General features: G+C 62.9%; 11 protein-coding genes and 1 pseudogene. 8 read left to right on the top strand and 4 right to left on the bottom strand.

The window, feature by feature from the left end; all coding sequences use genetic code 11:
- Window positions 1–167: 167 nt before the first annotated feature.
- From gap to DOM54_RS08405, 3 genes are all read left to right on the top strand, one after another.
- The gene (gap, locus tag DOM54_RS08420) at window positions 168–1,169 is read left to right on the top strand and encodes a type I glyceraldehyde-3-phosphate dehydrogenase (protein ID WP_110715918.1); all 1,002 of its coding nucleotides are present in this window, start codon (window positions 168–170) and stop codon (window positions 1,167–1,169) included.
- 733 nt (window positions 1,170–1,902) lie between these two features.
- Window positions 1,903–3,207 carry a sensor domain-containing diguanylate cyclase gene (locus DOM54_RS08410; RefSeq protein ID WP_162619800.1) on the top strand — a complete coding sequence of 435 codons (1,305 nt, stop codon included), beginning with the start codon at window positions 1,903–1,905 and terminating at the stop codon, window positions 3,205–3,207.
- 50 nt (window positions 3,208–3,257) lie between these two features.
- Window positions 3,258–4,061 (top strand): dienelactone hydrolase family protein, encoded by an 804-nt coding sequence (locus DOM54_RS08405; protein ID WP_110715915.1) that lies wholly within the window; start codon window positions 3,258–3,260, stop codon window positions 4,059–4,061.
- Window positions 4,062–4,194: 133 nt separating this feature from the next.
- Here DOM54_RS08405 and pncB read toward each other — a convergent pair whose 3' ends face one another.
- The gene (gene pncB, locus DOM54_RS08400) at window positions 4,195–5,367 is read right to left on the bottom strand and encodes a nicotinate phosphoribosyltransferase (RefSeq protein ID WP_110715914.1); all 1,173 of its coding nucleotides are present in this window, start codon (window positions 5,365–5,367) and stop codon (window positions 4,195–4,197) included.
- 72 nt (window positions 5,368–5,439) lie between these two features.
- Window positions 5,440–5,739, bottom strand: a complete 300-nt coding sequence (locus DOM54_RS08395; RefSeq protein ID WP_240613824.1) for a DUF4190 domain-containing protein — start codon at window positions 5,737–5,739, stop codon at window positions 5,440–5,442.
- 100 nt (window positions 5,740–5,839) lie between these two features.
- Between DOM54_RS08395 and DOM54_RS08390 the strand changes: the two genes are divergently transcribed.
- The 3 genes from DOM54_RS08390 (at window position 5,840) to DOM54_RS08380 (ending at window position 9,781) form a co-directional block, all read left to right on the top strand.
- The gene (locus DOM54_RS08390; RefSeq protein ID WP_240613823.1) at window positions 5,840–7,003 is read left to right on the top strand and encodes a GNAT family N-acetyltransferase; all 1,164 of its coding nucleotides are present in this window, start codon (window positions 5,840–5,842) and stop codon (window positions 7,001–7,003) included.
- Window positions 7,004–7,101: 98 nt separating this feature from the next.
- A complete protein-coding gene (locus DOM54_RS08385) occupies window positions 7,102–8,985 on the top strand; it encodes a monovalent cation:proton antiporter-2 (CPA2) family protein (protein WP_110715911.1) in 1,884 nt (627 codons plus the stop codon).
- Window positions 8,936–9,781 carry a fructosamine kinase family protein gene (locus DOM54_RS08380; RefSeq protein WP_110715910.1) on the top strand — a complete coding sequence of 282 codons (846 nt, stop codon included), beginning with the start codon at window positions 8,936–8,938 and terminating at the stop codon, window positions 9,779–9,781. The genes DOM54_RS08385 and DOM54_RS08380 overlap by 50 nt, the downstream gene beginning before the upstream one ends.
- 13 nt (window positions 9,782–9,794) lie before the next feature.
- On the opposite strand, the pseudogene DOM54_RS20405 reads toward DOM54_RS08380, so the two are convergent.
- A pseudogene (locus DOM54_RS20405) lies at window positions 9,795–10,751 on the bottom strand (SMP-30/gluconolactonase/LRE family protein).
- Between the two features lie 130 nt (window positions 10,752–10,881).
- A complete protein-coding gene (locus DOM54_RS08370; protein ID WP_110715909.1) occupies window positions 10,882–11,532 on the bottom strand; it encodes a TetR family transcriptional regulator in 651 nt (216 codons plus the stop codon).
- A 168-nt stretch (window positions 11,533–11,700) separates the two neighbouring features.
- On the opposite strand from DOM54_RS08370, the gene DOM54_RS08365 reads away from it, so the two are divergent.
- Together DOM54_RS08365 and DOM54_RS08360 are read left to right on the top strand one after the other, a co-directional pair.
- A complete protein-coding gene (locus DOM54_RS08365) occupies window positions 11,701–12,990 on the top strand; it encodes an efflux RND transporter periplasmic adaptor subunit (protein ID WP_240613822.1) in 1,290 nt (429 codons plus the stop codon).
- Window positions 12,990–16,178, top strand: a complete 3,189-nt coding sequence (locus DOM54_RS08360) for an efflux RND transporter permease subunit (protein WP_110715907.1) — start codon at window positions 12,990–12,992, stop codon at window positions 16,176–16,178. Before DOM54_RS08365 ends, DOM54_RS08360 begins: the two co-directional genes overlap by 1 nt.
- Window positions 16,179–16,200: the final 22 nt, after the last annotated feature.

Genomic DNA, 16,200 nt, shown 5'->3' with positions numbered 1-16,200 from the left:
CGATGTTCTAGACTACGTACTAGGCTATTCACAACTGCGCGGCGATCTAATCCTTTCGTTCGATCTGCTGCCGCGCCGGGTAGAGCGCAGGTGCGTCACCCGGTCGACTCAACGTTTCGATTACGCCAGCTTCAGCGTTCCAGTCACGCCATCAAGAGGAGAGCATCATGACATTGCGTGTCGCCATCAACGGATTCGGCCGCATTGGCCGTAACGTACTCCGAGCCATGTACGAGAACGGTTATCGGGACCGGATCGAAGTCGTCGCCATCAACGATCTCGGCGATCCGGCGCTCAACGCCCATCTGCTGCGCCATGACAGCGTCCACGGCCGCTTCGGGTTCGACGTCTCCCACGACAGCGATACCCTCAGCGTAGACGGGGATAGCATTCGTATCCTCTCCGAGCGCGATCCGGCCCAGCTGCCGTGGAAGTCGCTGAATGTCGATCTGGTGATGGAGTGCACCGGGCTGTTCACCGGCCGCGACGCCGCCGCCAAGCACATCGAGGCGGGCGCGGGGCGGGTGCTGATCTCCGCTCCCAGCGGTGATGCCGATGCGACGATCGTGTTCGGCGTCAACGAGGGAACGCTGAAGGCCGAGCATCGGGTGGTCTCCAACGCCTCGTGCACCACCAATTGCCTGGCACCGGTGGCGCAGGCGCTGCAGGACACCGTCGGGATCGAGAATGGTCTGATGACCACGGTCCACGCCTATACCAACGACCAGAATCTTTCCGACGTCTATCACAAGGATCCGTACCGCGCCCGCAGCGCCACGCAGTCGATGATCCCGACCAAGACCGGGGCGGCGGCTGCCGTCGGGCTGGTCCTGCCGGAATTGAACGGCAAGCTCGACGGTCTCGCGGTGCGCGTGCCGGTGATCAATGTGTCGCTGGTCGACCTGACTTTCACCGCCGGGCGTGATACCACCAAGGAAGAGATCAACGAGATCGTCACCAAGGCGGCAGCCAGCTCGCCGGTACTGGCAGTCAACTCGCAGCCGCTGGTCTCGATCGATTTCAACCACGACCCCAACTCGTCCACCTTCGATGCCAATCACACCCGCGTGAATGGCCGTCTGGTCAAGGTCATGGCCTGGTATGACAACGAGTGGGGTTTCTCCAACCGCATGCTGGACACGGCGCTGGCGATGCAGGCGGCAAGCTGAGGCATGCGCCGGGTGGTAGCGGGGCGACCGGGTTCCCGAGCGATCGAGCCCATATAGTTCCAGGGCCTTGGTAGACCGGTCCTGCCCACGATGACGACGAGGGGCGGCAGATTTTCTGCCGCCCCTCGTCTTTTGGGTATGGTATATCTCTCGGCATCGGCGGGCTCGGCCGGTCGCTTATGGATGAAGTGCTACCTATTTCGTACTCAAGTCGTTCGATCCAGCGTCGATAGAAGGCTGTATGCTACGCATCATGTTGATGGTCTTGGACTTACCCGCCCTTCGCTTCTAGTGTAAGTCTGAAGATGTCCATCTTTCACCAAGCACCGAGGTTGGCGGCGTCATGCAGGACACCATCATCAACGCACATCGCCTGATTGGCGAAACGATACAAGAGCCCGGGGAGCCGCGCCGCGGACGAATCGTTGGCGTCGACCAGTCGCGCCCCGTGCCGGTGATTTTCGTGATCTGGCAGGAGCAGTCAGGAATACACCGTTTCGAATTGACCCGCGATGAGCTGAGCCAGCTCGCCAGTGCCTGCCAGCGTCGCCAATCGGGTTGGTCGAGCAAGCCCGAGGCTGATACCCGTGATGACGGGAAGCGCAGATCCGAGGAGAGTTCCACGTTCGACTCTCACGCTTCTCCCCGGCGTCGCGTTGGTTCCCGCTAGCGCCATCCCGTATACCACCCAGCCGCACGGAAACGTCTCTGCGGCTCAATGAGGCCGGAGTGCATGGATCCAGTGGATGCCTTCGTGCATGACGACGGAAGTCCGGGCGCGGAAACGCAGAATTGGCTACAGATGCTGCCAGGTACGGTCTATGTCACCGACTCGGCGTGGTGGTTGGGTGAGCTACGCTTTGTCGGTGACTCCATCGCTACCTTGAGTCATCGGCCGGTGGAAGACCATCGTTCCCGGCCGGAGCTGTGGCTGGCGCAAATTCCGGAGCCCGAGCGATTGGTGGTGCTGGAGCAGCTTCAGCAGGCCCTGACCCAGGGAAGCCCTGCCATCCGGCTTTCCTACGTCATCGATCGGCCGGATGGCTCCCGCTGCACGATCGACGACAGCGTCAACATCCAGCGTGACGCGAGTGGCGCGGCCGTTACACTGGTTGGCCTGTTGCAGCCACGAGTCGTGGCCGTGGCCGAGAACGATGGCCCATCGCTGCCGTCTCTCCTCGACCACTGCGGTGACGTGTTCATGGCGCTCGACGAGGATCTCGATTGCCACTATGCCGCTGGTGATACCCAAGGAGCGCTTGGCGTGGCCAGCGAGTCGTTGCTCTCATCGTCGTTATTCGCGTTGATGGCGCCCGAGGATGGCTCCCGAATACGCCGCTTGCTGGTAGAGATGGCCGCCAGCGCGAGCTCTTCACTCGTGGAGTTGCGGTTAAGGCACAGGGATGGTGACTACCGCTGGTTCGAGATTCACTTTTCGCCTTACCCACTGCCGCTGACGCCGACATCCGAGCCCTCTGCCATGCCGGGTTGGATCGCCGTTGCCAGGAATATTACCCAGCGACGGCAGCAGTCGTTGCAGTGGGATGCCTATACCGCGACCGACGAGCTCACCTCGGCGCTCAATCGGGAGCCGTTCATGGGGCTGTTGCGACACGCGCTCTCCAACGGGGAGGTCGGAGCCCGATTCACGCTGATCGTGTTCGATGTCGATCGCTTCGAGGATATCAATCAGGCGTGGGGTAGAGAGGGTGGGGATCTCGTCCTCAGTTGCATCGGCGAGATGTGTCGGGCGATGTTGAGAGAACGATTCAGTTTCGGCCGGCTCGGAGAGGATACCTTCGCACTGTTGATGAGTGGTAAGTCCCTGCAGGAGACGGCCACCATCGCGGAGAGGTTGCGTGGCCGTTTCGCCTCGACCCGGGTGGAGTTCCATGGCCATTGGCTGTCGTTCTCGGTTAGTCTTGGTGTCGCCGAGCGACGCGATGGCGAGTCCGCGGAAACCATGTTGGTGCGTGCCGAAGCGGGCATGCGCGATGCCAAGCGGCGTGGCCGGGATCGCGTCCAGCAGGCGCCATGAAAGGAGCCGGCCGCGCCAGGCGTCAAGCCAGTCATAGAAGGAGAGAGAGGATGGGACGACTACTGCTGGCCTCGCTGCTCAGCCTGATGTGCGTGTCGGCCTGGGCCGATGAGGTCGAAGGCCCCCATGTTCAGGGAGAGACCTTCGAGTACACCACGGGCGGGCAGACGTACCAAGGCTATCTCGCCTACAACGCCAGCGACGATGAGCCTCGCCCCGGTGTCCTGCTGGTCCATGAGTGGTGGGGGCTGAACGACTACATCAAGCACAAGGCCGACCAACTGGCGGCGCTCGGGTTCGTGGCGCTGGCTGTCGACATGTACGGCGACGGCAAGGTGGCCCAGCATCCCAAGGATGCCAAGGCATTCTCCAGTCAGGTGATGCAGGACTGGCCCTCCGCCAGGGCGCGTCTGGAAGCGGCCATGTCGGCGCTGCGTCAGCACCCGGCGGTGCGAGAGAATCGCATGGCTGCGATTGGCTACTGCTTCGGTGGCGGTGTCGTGATGAACATGGCGTTGGCCGGCATGCCGCTGGACGCGGCGATCAGCTTTCACGGCAGTCCCACACAGGTCGTCACCAATCCGCAACCGTTCGACGGGTTGGTGCGCATCTACAACGGTCAGGACGACCCGCTGGTGGACCCGGAAGCGCTCGACAGCATGGCTGACGCGCTGAAGAAGGATGGGGCCGACGTTCGCGTGGTCCAGTACCCCGGCGCCAAGCATGCGTTCACCAATCCGGATGCCGACGCGCTGGCGAAGGAGTACGACCTGCCGCTGGGTTACAACGCGGCGGCCGATGCCGCCTCCTGGCAGGCTGCGCTGCTGACGCTGGACGAGGCATTGAACCAGTGATCGGGCTGCGTCCCTAGCCTCGAGCCACCGGTCCGAAGCCGGAAGAACGGTCAAAAGCCAGGGAGGCAGACCTTGTCCATGAGCGACGCGGTGGCCTGATTCTGGCTTCCGGCCCGGCCCGGCCCGGCCCGGCTCAGCTTGGCCGGCTGAGCGCCAGAACGCGCTTGGCCAACGCGATCATCTCGGGATCGCCAGTATGCTTGTCGGGGACGTCGGATAGTTTGATCACGGGCAGCCAGTGCTGGCCTTCCGGTCGTGCCTCGACCATCTTGACGACCATGTTCATGGGTTCGACGCCGACATCGTTGGTGAAATTGGTGCCGATGCCGAACGCCATGCCGATACGGTCCTGGCAGAAGGCCTGGATCCGCTCGACCTTCTCCGGCGTCAGGGCGTCGGAGAAGATGATCGTCTTGCTGCGTGGATCGATGCCCAGCTTTTCGTAGTGGGCGATGGTCGAGGCCGCGAAATCGATCGGGTCGGCGCTATCGTGCCTGACGCCGTCGAAGAGTTTGGCGAACTTCTTGTCGAAGCTCTCGAAAAAGGCCGGGCTGGTAAACGTGTCGGTCAGAGCGATGCCTAGATCGCCACGGTAGACATCGACCCAGTGCTCCAGGGCGAGGCTGTTGGCCATCTTGAAGCCGAACCGGGCGCCGTGGAACATGAACCACTCATGCGCATGGGTGCCGATGGGCTTGACGCCATGGCGCATCGCCAGCAGCACATTGCTGCTGCCACTGAACGCCTCCCCGCCGTGGTGGCGCAGCGCGCCGACCACTCGGTCGTGCACATCGAATGAAAAACGTCGCCGGGTACCGAATTCGGCGATTTTCAGCCCCAGCTTCTGGTACTGCTCTATCTTGGCCCGGGTGCGAGCCTCCACCGTCTCGTCGGCATCCCGCTCGACATCGCGCAAGCGGTACCAGAGTTCGCTGATCAGCGCCATCAGCGGGACTTCCCACAGAATGGTGCGATACCACAGCCCCTCGATCGTCACCGAGAGGTCGGCACCCTGCTGGCGGATGGTCACTTCCGCCGGGTCGTAGCGAAAGCCTGCCAGAAAGTCGAGGTAAGTCGGATCGAGATAGGGGCAGGTGGCTTCGAGATAGCGCTTTTCGGCGTCGCTCAGGACCAGGTTGGCCATCGCATCCACCTCGCGTCGTAGCGCGTCGCCAAACCCGTCCGGAAACTCATGCTCGCCACGATTGATGAAGGCGTAGCGGGCCTGGGCGTAGGGGAAGCGCTTGATCACGGCATTCTGCATCGTGATCTTGTAGAAGTCGTTGTCGAGAAGCGAAGTCAGCATGGGAACTCGTCATCAGCGTAGGCAGAACCCGCGGTCGTTGTTTGCCGGCGAGCGTTTCTTCAATGAAATCGGCTACAGGAAAGCCATGACACCGAACATTGTCACGATGAAGCCGCCAAACAGCAAAAGTCCCGCCAGCGACAACAGGATCAACAAATAGCCTAGTATCAAACCGGCCAGGGCCCAGCTATCGCCGGATTCCTGCTGTTGGCGAATCTGGCGTCGAGCGAGATGGCCGCACACGACGCCGCCCAGCGCTGCAGGGGGGACGAAGGTGCCCAGCACGCTCAACGCGAACGCCGCCAGTGCCATGGTATTGGTGGGGCCTGGTGGCGGTGTCGGCTGGCCGGGAGGGGAGGCGGCGGGTGTCATCGTGCTGTACATCTCGCGAGCTGGAACTGTCGGTAGAGTATCGCACGCTTGTCCGCGGCTCTCGAAGTTTTCAACATGAGCAGCGGGCGACGGGAGTTGAATGAACGATGGGAGGAAGGGAATGGCATTGCGGGTCGAGAATATCGGCAGCCTGGCTGCCGTCAGTGCGTCGCGCTGGAATGCCGTGGTCGGTGCCCGCTATCCGTTTCTTCGCTACGAGTTTCTGGCCGCGCTGGAAGCTTGCGGATGCGCCCACACCGAGACCGGTTGGGAACCGGACCATCTGATGGTTTTCGAGGGCGAGCGAGCGGTGGGGGCGCTGCCGCGCTACGCCAAGTATCACTCGCGGGGAGAGTACGTGTTCGACTGGTCCTGGGCGGATGCCTGGGAGCGCGCGGGCGGCGATTACTACCCCAAGTCGCTGTCGGCGATTCCGTTCACGCCTGCGATCGGGCCGCGACTGGCGGTGGTCGAGGATGTCGACCGGCGTGCCGTCATCGCCGCACTGGCGCCGCTGATTCGCGACACCGGTCTGCAGAGCTGGCACTTGCTGTTTGCCGATAGCGACGAGGTTGACGACTGGCAGGCCGCGATCGGCGCGCCACTGCTGGAACGCCAGGCGGTGCAGTTCGCCTGGCAGGACGACGGCTTCGGCGACTTCGACGGCTTCCTGGCGCGCATGAGTTCGCGCAAGCGCAAGGAGATACGTCGAGAGCGGCGCAAGCTGTCCGATCAGGGATTCGTGTTCGAGCGCCTGACAGGAGACCGGATCGATGACCAGGTGCTGGCGCAGTTCTATCGCTGCTACTGCATGACCTACCTCGAACGAGGGCAGCGACCCTATCTGTCGCTCGAATTCTTCACCCGGCTGCGCGACGGCATGCCTGACTGCCTGATGCTGGTGCGTGCCAGTCTGGCGGGCCGGGCGGTGGCCGCCGCGCTCTGCCTCCAGGGGGGCGACGCCCTCTATGGCCGATACTGGGGCAGTGAGGTCGAGGCTGACTTTCTGCATTTCGAGACGTGCTACTACCAGGGAATAGAGCACTGCCTCGAGCGCGGCCTGGCAAGGTTCGATCCGGGGACCCAGGGGGAACACAAGCTGACCCGAGGGTTCGCACCGGTCATCAGCCGATCGCTTCACTATCTCGAACATGAGGGGTTTCGCGAGGCGGTCGCCGAGTTCTGTCGCGAGGAGCGGGCCTACGTCCACGCCTATCTCGAGCAGTGTCGGCTACGCCTGCCGTTCAAGGACCCGCCGTCATAGCTTGGTGATGGCGGTGCCCGGTCGCATCCCCGGTTGGTGATACTCTGCACTTGGACCCACTTGGGCGGCACTCTGCCGCGACGAGGTATAGAAAGTAGATGGACTTTCTCAATGAGGCGGCCGTTCTGCTCGGGGCGGCCATCATCGCGGTACCCCTGTTTCAGCGCCTGGGACTGGGGTCGATTCTGGGCTATCTCTGCATCGGCCTGCTGACCGGCCCGTCGGTGACCGGGTTCGTATCCGAGCCTGAGTCCGTGCTGCATTTCTCCGAGTTCGGCGTGGTGATGTTGCTGTTCATCATCGGTCTGGAGCTGGAACCCAAGCGGTTGTGGTCGATGCGCAAGCGGCTGCTGGGATTGGGATCGTTGCAGATGGCCGGCTGCGCAGCCCTGCTGATGCCGATCGGGCTGCTGCTCGATCTACCGCCGAGTATCGCCATCTTCCTCGGCTTGACGCTGGCGCTATCGTCGACCGCCTTCGCGCTGCAGGTACTCAATGAGCGCCGGCAACTGGCCACGCCACATGGCCAGAGCGCCTTCGCCATGCTGCTGTTCCAGGATCTGGCAGTGATACCCCTGCTGGCGCTGCTGCCGTTCCTGGCCGGACGTGCGGATGCGGCACCGGACGATGGCTGGGTCATTGCGCGCAGCATCGGTGTGGTGATTGCCGCCATCGTTTTCGGCCGCCTGGTCTTCCCCCGCGTGCTGGCGTTGATTGCGCGAAGCGACGTGCATGAGATCTTTACCGCCGCCGCATTGTTCCTGGTGCTGGCGATGGCCCTGGTCATGCAGTGGGCGGGCTTGTCGATGGCGCTGGGCGCCTTTCTGGGCGGTGTCATGTTGGCCGATACCCCATACCGGCATGAGCTCGAGGCCAACATCGAGCCATTCAAGGGGTTGCTGCTGGGGCTTTTCTTCATCGCCGTCGGGATGTCGGTCGATCTCTCGCTGGTGTTGGGCAATCTCTGGCTGGTCATGGGGCTCGCCGTGGCCATGACCGTGGCCAAGACCGTGGTGCTGGCGATCATCGGCTGGGTGACCCGGCTGCCGCGCACGGAAATTCCCAGGCTGGCGACGATCATCGCCCAAGGCGGAGAGTTCGACTTCGTGCTGCTGACCGCGGCCGTGGCTGCCGGTGTCATCGATCAGCGCATCGCTAGCCTCTGCATCGCCGCGGTGACCCTCAGCATGGCCGCGACGCCGTTTCTCTACCAGTTGGGCGAGAAGCTTGGCAACCGACTCAAGGAGAGTCGCCCTTACGACACCGACTTTGGCGATGACACGCCGCCGGTGATCATTGCCGGTCTCGGGCGATTCGGGCAGATGGTGGGGCGCATGCTGAAAATGCAGGGCATCAACTTCACCGCACTGGACCCCAACATCACCCAGGTCGAATTCATTCGCCGCTTCGGCTCCCGCATCTTCTACGCCGACGCCACGCGTCTCGACCTGCTGCGTGCCGCGGGTATCGACAAGGCCCGGCTCCTGGTGATCGCGGTCGATAGCGAGAGCGCCGCGCTGACCATTGCCCGCCTGGCCAAGACCCATTTCCCGGAGCTTTCCGTCTATGCCCGCGCCCGCAACCGCCACCACGCCTGGCAACTGATGGAGATCGGTGTCGACGGCGTGGTGCGGGAAACGTTCGCCTCGAGCATGGAAATGAGCGTCGAAGTGCTCAAGGGGCTTGGCTATCCCAGTTCGAACGCCATCAATGCGGTACGAACTTTCCGCGACTTCGACAACCAGTTGCTCAAGGATACCTATGCCCACCGCAACGACACGGAACGGTTGATGGCGACCGAAAAGGCGGCGATGGCGGAGCTGAGGTCCTTGTTCCAGCAGGAGCTCAACCGGGGCCGTGGCAGCAAGGAGAGCGCACGCGAGGAGGCCGCTGCTGCCAATGATAGCGACGACGTGAACGAGGAGGTACGTGATGACACGGGTGCTGAGACAGCGGCTGGCGGCCCTGGAAATGCCCGTTGATGGCGCCGCGATCACACCACTCTCCGGTGGCGACAGTGGGGCGGGGCTGTGGCGGGTCGACGGCGCGACGCCCTTTATCGTCAAGCGCGATACGCCTGAGCGTGTCGCCGGCGAGGCCGACGGCCTGCGAGCGTTGGGTGCCGTCTGTCGTAAGCTCATCGTGCCGGAAGTGCTGGCCGAAGACGGCGACCTGCTGATCATGCAGGCTCTGGAAAGCACGGGGAAGCGGGACGGCGCGGCGCTGGGTGAAGGCTTGCGCCAATTGCACCGGGATTCCCGCGACGCTGATGCCGGACATGGCTGGTCGCGGGACAACGCCTGTGGCTTGACCCCGCAGCCCAACGCCCCGCTGGCCGACGGACGTGCCTTTCAGCGCGACCGTCGTCTGCTGCCATTAATGAGAGGCTGTCACGAGCGGGACGTGCTGGATGCCGCGCTCGCCGGGCGTGTCGAGCGGGCCGCCGACTCGCTGGAGCGCTGGCTCGAACAGGCACCGTCGTCGCTGGTGCACGGTGACCTGTGGTCCGGCAACGTGCTGTTCACGCCGCAGGGGCCGGCAATCATCGATCCCGCCGTCTACCGGCACTATCCCGACGTGGACGTGGCCATGCTGACGCTCTTCGGCGGGCCTGGCGACGCCTTCTTCGAAGCCTACTGGGACGGCGACCGACCCGCGGACTGGGAGCGGCGGGAAGCGCTGTTCCAGCTCTACCCGCTGCTCAACCATCTCTACCTGTTCGGTGGCACCTATCGCCATGGCGTGGCGAGGGCGGCCGATCGCATTCTGGCCGGCTGACGGAGCTCTCCGGTCAGGCGCGTGCCGGAGCGCGAATATCGGCAGGGGCGACGGCCTCGCCGATGACGTGATGCCCTCGGGTATTGAGGGGCAGTGCGTAGAGCGACGTGGTGGCGCAGACGTAGAGTCGATTGCGGCTGATGCCGCCGAAGCAGACGTTGGCCACGGTCTCCGGGATCAGGATGCGACCGAGGCGAGTGCCATCCGGGGCGTAGCAGTGAACACCGTCGCCGGCGCTGGTCCACAGGTTGCCGGCGATATCCAGGCGGAAACCGTCGAAGAGCCCGCAGTCCGACACGGCAAACACCTCGCCGCCCTGCAGGCGATGGTCCTGCTCGACGCGGAATCTCCGGATATGCCGGGGCCCGTCGGCGCGATGCGTCGCGCCGGTATCTGATACGTAGAGCCAGGTTTCGTCGGGGGAGAAGGCAAGGCCGTTGGGTTTCTCGAAATCATCGGCCACGCGACGCAGTTCGCCGCCGGGGGTAAGGCAGTAGACGTGGCAATCGAGCTCGGAGCGTCGTTTGCCACCTTCGTAATCGCTGTCGATGCCCTAGCTGGGATCGGTGAACCAGATCGAGCCATCGGACTTGACCACGACATCGTTGGGCGAGTTGAGCCGGCGGCCTTCGAAGGCATCCGCCAAGGTCGCGATACGCCCGTTGTGCTCGGTGCGAGTGACGCTGCGGCTGCCGTGCTCGCAGGTGATGAGGCGGCCGTCACGGTCCAGCGTCTGGCCGTTGCTGAAGGCAGCGGGTTGGCGAAAGACGGAGACGTGCCCGTCGTTTTCGTCGTAGCGCAGAATACGGTCGTTGGGAATGTCCGACCAGAGCAGATAGCGCCCGGCGGCGAAGTAGGCTGGCCCCTCGCACCAGCGGCCGGCTTGCCAGAGTCGCTCGAGCTGGCCATTGGGCAAGACCAGTGAGGAAAAGCGGTCGTCCTCGACGACTAGCCAGTCTGGATAGGACATGATCGAAATCCTCCGGCACAAAGACCACCCAGTGTCGAGGGTCACAACGGTGGTGTCTTTGCGACGAAAGTCTTGTTTCCGCCGCCGGACGGACTGATCGATGGCGCTGTCCGCCCGTGCGGGCCGGAGTTCAGGAAGAAGACTGGGGCGACGAGGGGCAATGGGTCGCGCATGGCGAGATGCGCTCGAAGAAGGTGTCGATCATACGTGGGCCGATATCGCCAATATCGTAGCGTGTCGGATCGCGCAGCCAGTCGTGCATCAGGCCGCCGAACATCGACATCAGCATGCGGCAGGCGATTTCGGGTTCGATGCTCGCTATCATCGTGCCGGTGCGATTTGCCTCCTCGAAGCGTTCCAGCATGGTCTCGTGGCAGTCGTCGGCGAGCCGTTGATGCAGCTCGAGAATGTTGACGTCGCTGGATGCCTCGCAGCAGTGAAACAGGATCGTGTGCACTCGCCGGGACCGAGGACCCTGCAGTCTCTCCAAGGCGTGCAGGGCGGCCAACCGTAGACTCTCCAGCGGTGCGCGCGGACGTTCGGGGTCCTCGACATCATCCAGTAACTGGCGAAGCGGCATCTTGACGCGATCCAGCATGGCGTGGAACAGGTCGGACTTGTTCTTGAAATGCCAGTAGACGGCGCCGCGGGTCATGCCCGCCTGGCGAGCGATCTGCTCGAGCGAGGTTCTCGAAACGCCGCGCTCGAGAAAGATGACCTCGGCGGCGTCGAGCAGGGCCTCTCGGGTGGCTTCGGCTTCAGCCTTGGTGCGTTTGGGCATGATGATGTCGTCGCTGGCGTGAGTGAGTCATGGCGAATGGCTTTTCTTATGGACGGGTTAAAGTCGGCAAGATGCAGCATAACGAATTATCGGCAAGTTTACATTCATGTATGTATGCCTGTAAGCTCGCTACATTCATTTAGGCACCCCTTTCCAGGACGGAGACTCATGCGCCCTAATTTCATGAATGGCACCCTCGGTTTCGGTGGGGCGATGTTGCTGTCGTTGGCCTTGGCCGCCTGCGGTGGAGACGATCAGCAAAACGCTCAGCAAGGGGGGGGGCAACAGCAGAAGCCGCCCACCAAGGCTGAAGTGATGAAGGTCGAGGCCCACGACGTCTCGCTCTCCAAGGAGTATCCCGCCCAGATTCGCAGCAACCGCGAAGTCACGGTGATGGGACGCGTGGAAGGGATCCTCGAAGCCCGCCACTATCGCGAGGGGAGCATGGTCGAGAAGGGGGACAAGCTCTTCACCATCGAGCAGGCACCCTACGAGGCGACGGTTGCGCAGAATCGGGCCGACGTGCAGAGCGCGCAGGCAGAGGTGTACCGCGCCCAGCGCGACGCCGAGCGCTACCAGCGTCTTTACAACCAGAACTCCGTCAGTCAACAGCAGCGCGATCAGGCCCAGGCGGATCTGCGGACCGCGCAAGCCGCGCAGGCCCAGGCCCAGGCGGCGCTGGACAGTGCCCAGATCGATCTCAGCTACACCCAAGTCAATGCGCCGGTCAGCGGCATGATCAGTCTAAGCGAGGTCAATGTCGGTAACCTGGTACAGCCGCCTCAGGAACTGGCGACCATCACGCCGCTGAATCCGATCGAGGTGCGTTTTTCACTGCCCGCCGATGACGCGTTCTCCCTCCGTCACCAGCGCCAGCAGGGCAATGCCGAACAAGCCGATGTCGCCGTTTTGACCGCGCCGGGTACCGAAAGTGCCAGTCACGAGGCGCTTCAGTTGCGGGGCAAGCTCGACTTCCTCGGCTCGAGAGTCGACGAGTCCACCAGCACGGTCCAGGCCGAAGCGGTGTTCCAGAACGATGACCAGCTCTTCCTGCCGGGTCAGTTCGTGCGGGTCAAGTTGCCCAACGTGATGCGTTACGACGTCTACGCCGTACCGGCCATTGCGGTGACCGAGGGACTCAAGGGACCCCAGGTCTTCGTCGTCAACGGTGAGGGCAAGGCCGAGTCACGTTTCGTGTCGCTGGGCGAGATCGCGGGAGACTGGCAGATCATCACCGAGGGGTTGAATCCGGGCGACCGAGTCGTCGTGTCGGGCATCGGTAGCGTCTCCGCCGGCGACGAGATCGACGCGCAAGCCTTCAACGGCCAAGTGCCGCAACCGCAAAACAACGCCGGCGAGAATCCTTCCCAGGAGGCCGATGCCCAGGGTGGTGAGGGTGTCGAGGGCGCTCACCTCGATGCGCAAGAGGCGAAAGACGGACAGAACGGGGCCAATTGATGAACTTTTCCAGCGTTTTCATCAGACGCCCGATCTTCGCTACCGTCCTCTCGGTCATCATCACGCTGATCGGGTTGATGGCGATGCGGACGCTGCCCATCGAGCAGTATCCGCCTGTCGTACCGCCAACGATCAGCGTCTCCGCGACCTATCCCGGTGCCAGCGCCCAGACGGTCTCCGACACGGTCGCCTCGGTGATCGCCCAGGAGATCAACGGCACTCAGGACATGATCTATCTGACCTCGAGCAGTTCGGATAGCGGTCAGATGTCCATGAGCGTCTATTTCAATATTGGCACCGACCCGCAGACGGCAACGATCAACGTCAATAACCGGGTCCAGCGAGCGCTGTCGCAGCTTCCCAGCGAGGTGCAGTCCCAGGGGGTCACGGTCGAGCAGCGGTCGTCGAGCATCCTCCTGTTCGTGGGCATTACCTCGGACTCCGATGCCTACGACTCGCTGTATCTGACCAACTACGCCAACATCAACGTGACCGATGAGCTCTCACGCCTTCCTGGCGTGGGGCAGGCGGAAGTGCTGGGTAGCCAGGAGTTCGCGATGCGTGTCTGGCTCAACCCGGACAAGCTGGCCCAGTACGATCTGACCCCGGCCGAAGTCTCCTCGGCGATACAGGCGCAGAACGCGGTGGTGGCGGGCGGCAAGCTCGGAGCCGAGCCGCAGAGCGACCCCACGCCCTACACCTATACCATTACCACTCAGGGCCGTTACGAGAGCGTCGACCAGTTTCGCGAGATCGTGCTGCGAACCAATCCGGACGGTTCTTCGCTGCGTTTGAGCGATGTGGCGCGTATCGAATTGGGCAAAAACAGCTACGGCATTCAGGCCTACGTCAACAACAAACCGATCGCGCCGATCGCCATCTACTTGCAGCCGGGGGCCAACGCGCTGGACGTGGCCAACGAAGTCAAGCAGTCGATGGCGGACCTCAAGACGCGTTTCCCGCCGGGACTGGATTTCGATATCCCCTACGACACGACGCTGTTCATCGACGCCTCCGTGCAGTCGGTAGAGCACACCTTCATCGAGGCCTTATTGCTCGTGGCGGTGATCGTGTTCCTGTTCCTGCAGAGCTGGCGCTCCACTCTGGTGGCGATGTCGGTGGTGCCGATTTCGGTGGTGGGGACGTTTGCCGGGATGTACCTGCTCGATTTCTCGATCAACCTGTTGTCGCTGTTCGGCATGATACTGGCAATCGGAATCGTGGTGGATGACGCCATCGTGGTCATCGAGAACGTCGAACGCATCATGGAAGAGGATGAGGAGGCGACCCCGTTCAGTGCTGCGCTCGAGGCAATGAAAGAGGTGTCGGGCGCGGTCATTGCGACCGCCTTCATCATGGCCGCGGTGTTCGTGCCGGTCGGTTTCATGAGCGGCCTGACCGGGCAGATGTACCAGCAGTTCGCGATCACCATCGCGATCTCGGTAGCGATTTCGGCCATCGTGGCACTGTCGTTCACCCCGGCCATGAGTGCGATCTTCCTGAAGAACCAGGATCGCCTCCAACAGTCCGGTTTCATCCGCGCCATCCGCAAGCCGTTCGACTGGTTCAACAAGATCTTCGACAAGATCACCGATTTCTTCATGGCGATCACCAACTTCCTCATCCACCAGCTGTGGCTGGTGATCGTCGGTTTGGCTGCCGCGGGCATCGTTTCCTGGCTGATCTTTGCCCAGTTGCCGGCGGCGCTGCTCCCTTCCGAGGATCAGGGCGTCGCGCTGGCTGCCGTCAATCTGCCCGCAGGATCCTCGGTGGCGCGAACCGATGCCTACGTGCAGGAGCTTAGCCAGCGCCTGCGAGACGAGGTGCCCGGGATCAATTTCGTCACCGGCATACCTGGCTTCGATATCCTGTCGAGTTCGCCCAATACCGCCAAGGCCACGGTCTTCGTGACGATGAAACCCTGGCAGGATCGTGATATCACCGTCGACCAGTTGACCCAGAAGATCATGCAGATCGGGGCCCAGATCCAGGGAGGGCAGACCGTGGCGTTCAACCTGCCCCCGATTCAGGGCCTGTCGCCCACCGGCGGCTTCACCGGCTATCTGCAATCCTTCGGCGGTGACACGTCGCAGCAGTTGTCGGAGGCTGCCGGCAAGGTGATGCAAGCCGCCGCCAAGCGTCCGGAACTCGCAGGTGTATTCACGTCGCTCGATGTCAATGTGCCGTCCTACAAGGCTGACGTCGACACGGAGAAGGCGCGCAGCCTGGGGGTCGATATTGCCGACCTGAACACCACCATGGCGAGCACCTTCGGCAGCTCGTTCGTCAACTACTTCACCAGCTCGGGCCGTAACTTCCAGGTTTACCTGCAGTCGGAAGACGACTTCCGCCGCAACCCGGATGACCTGAGCAAGGTCTACGTGCGAGGTGGCGAGGGCCAGCGTATCCCGCTTTCCGAGCTGGTCACGCTCACGCGCGACAAGGCACCCACGGTATTGCAGCGTTACAATACCTATGCGGCCGCCCAGTTCTCGGGTGGGCCGGCACCGGGCTACAGTTCCGGACAGGCGGTACAGGCGATGCAGGAGGTCGTCACCGATACGTTAGGCTCCAATTACGGGATGGGATGGAGCGGCGAGGCCTACCAGCAGGTCAACGTGGGCACGGCGGCGACACTGGCGCTCTCCTTCGGCGTGGTCATGATGTTCCTGATCCTGGCGGCCCAGTACGAGAGCTGGACCCTGCCGCTGGCCGTCGTCTCCGCCGTCCCGTTTGCGTTCATCGGTGCGATTCTGGCCGTTTACCTGGCCGGGTTGAGCACGAGTGTCTACCTGCAGGTGGGGCTGTTGGTGGTGGTCGGCCTGGCCGCCAAGAACGCCATCCTGATCGTCGAATTCGCCGAGCAGCAGCGCAAGCACGCCGGGTTGTCGGTGGTCGACGCGGCCAAGGTGGCGGCGCGCCAGCGATTCCGGCCCATCGTGATGACATCGCTGGCCTTTATCGGTGGCACCCTGCCGTTGGCGTTGGCATCTGGTGCCAGCGCGGCCAGCCGCAACCAGATCGGAACGCCGGTCGTGGGAGGCATGATCTCCATCACCTTGCTGGCCACGGTGTTCGTGCCGGCGACCTACGTATTGATCATGAAGGTCACCCATGGGTTGCAGTCGAAACTAGGCCGCGGCAAGCGACGCAACGATCGCCAGTCGATGCCGGACGAAAGTCACTAGCAAGCTGTGTCGATGTTGCCGA

Origin of the sequence: Salinicola acroporae (assembly GCF_003206615.1) — a bacterium.
Taxonomy (GTDB): domain Bacteria; phylum Pseudomonadota; class Gammaproteobacteria; order Pseudomonadales; family Halomonadaceae; genus Salinicola; species Salinicola acroporae.
Note: the sequence above shows the minus strand (reverse complement) of the source record. Positions and strands in the feature narration are given on the sequence as shown.

Bases quoted from the DNA above. Each gene is read 5' to 3' on its own strand.
- gap (WP_110715918.1), top strand. From the start codon at position 168: ATGACATTGCGTGTCGCCATCAACGGATTCGGCCGCATTGGCCGTAAC.
- DOM54_RS08410 (WP_162619800.1), top strand. From the start codon at position 1,903: ATGGATCCAGTGGATGCCTTCGTGCATGACGACGGAAGTCCGGGCGCG.
- DOM54_RS08405 (WP_110715915.1), top strand. From the start codon at position 3,258: ATGGGACGACTACTGCTGGCCTCGCTGCTCAGCCTGATGTGCGTGTCG.
- pncB (WP_110715914.1), bottom strand. From the start codon at position 5,367: ATGCTGACTTCGCTTCTCGACAACGACTTCTACAAGATCACGATGCAG.
- DOM54_RS08395 (WP_240613824.1), bottom strand. From the start codon at position 5,739: ATGACACCCGCCGCCTCCCCTCCCGGCCAGCCGACACCGCCACCAGGC.
- DOM54_RS08390 (WP_240613823.1), top strand. From the start codon at position 5,840: ATGAACGATGGGAGGAAGGGAATGGCATTGCGGGTCGAGAATATCGGC.
- DOM54_RS08385 (WP_110715911.1), top strand. From the start codon at position 7,102: ATGGACTTTCTCAATGAGGCGGCCGTTCTGCTCGGGGCGGCCATCATC.
- DOM54_RS08380 (WP_110715910.1), top strand. From the start codon at position 8,936: ATGACACGGGTGCTGAGACAGCGGCTGGCGGCCCTGGAAATGCCCGTT.
- DOM54_RS08370 (WP_110715909.1), bottom strand. From the start codon at position 11,532: ATGCCCAAACGCACCAAGGCTGAAGCCGAAGCCACCCGAGAGGCCCTG.
- DOM54_RS08365 (WP_240613822.1), top strand. From the start codon at position 11,701: ATGCGCCCTAATTTCATGAATGGCACCCTCGGTTTCGGTGGGGCGATG.
- DOM54_RS08360 (WP_110715907.1), top strand. From the start codon at position 12,990: ATGAACTTTTCCAGCGTTTTCATCAGACGCCCGATCTTCGCTACCGTC.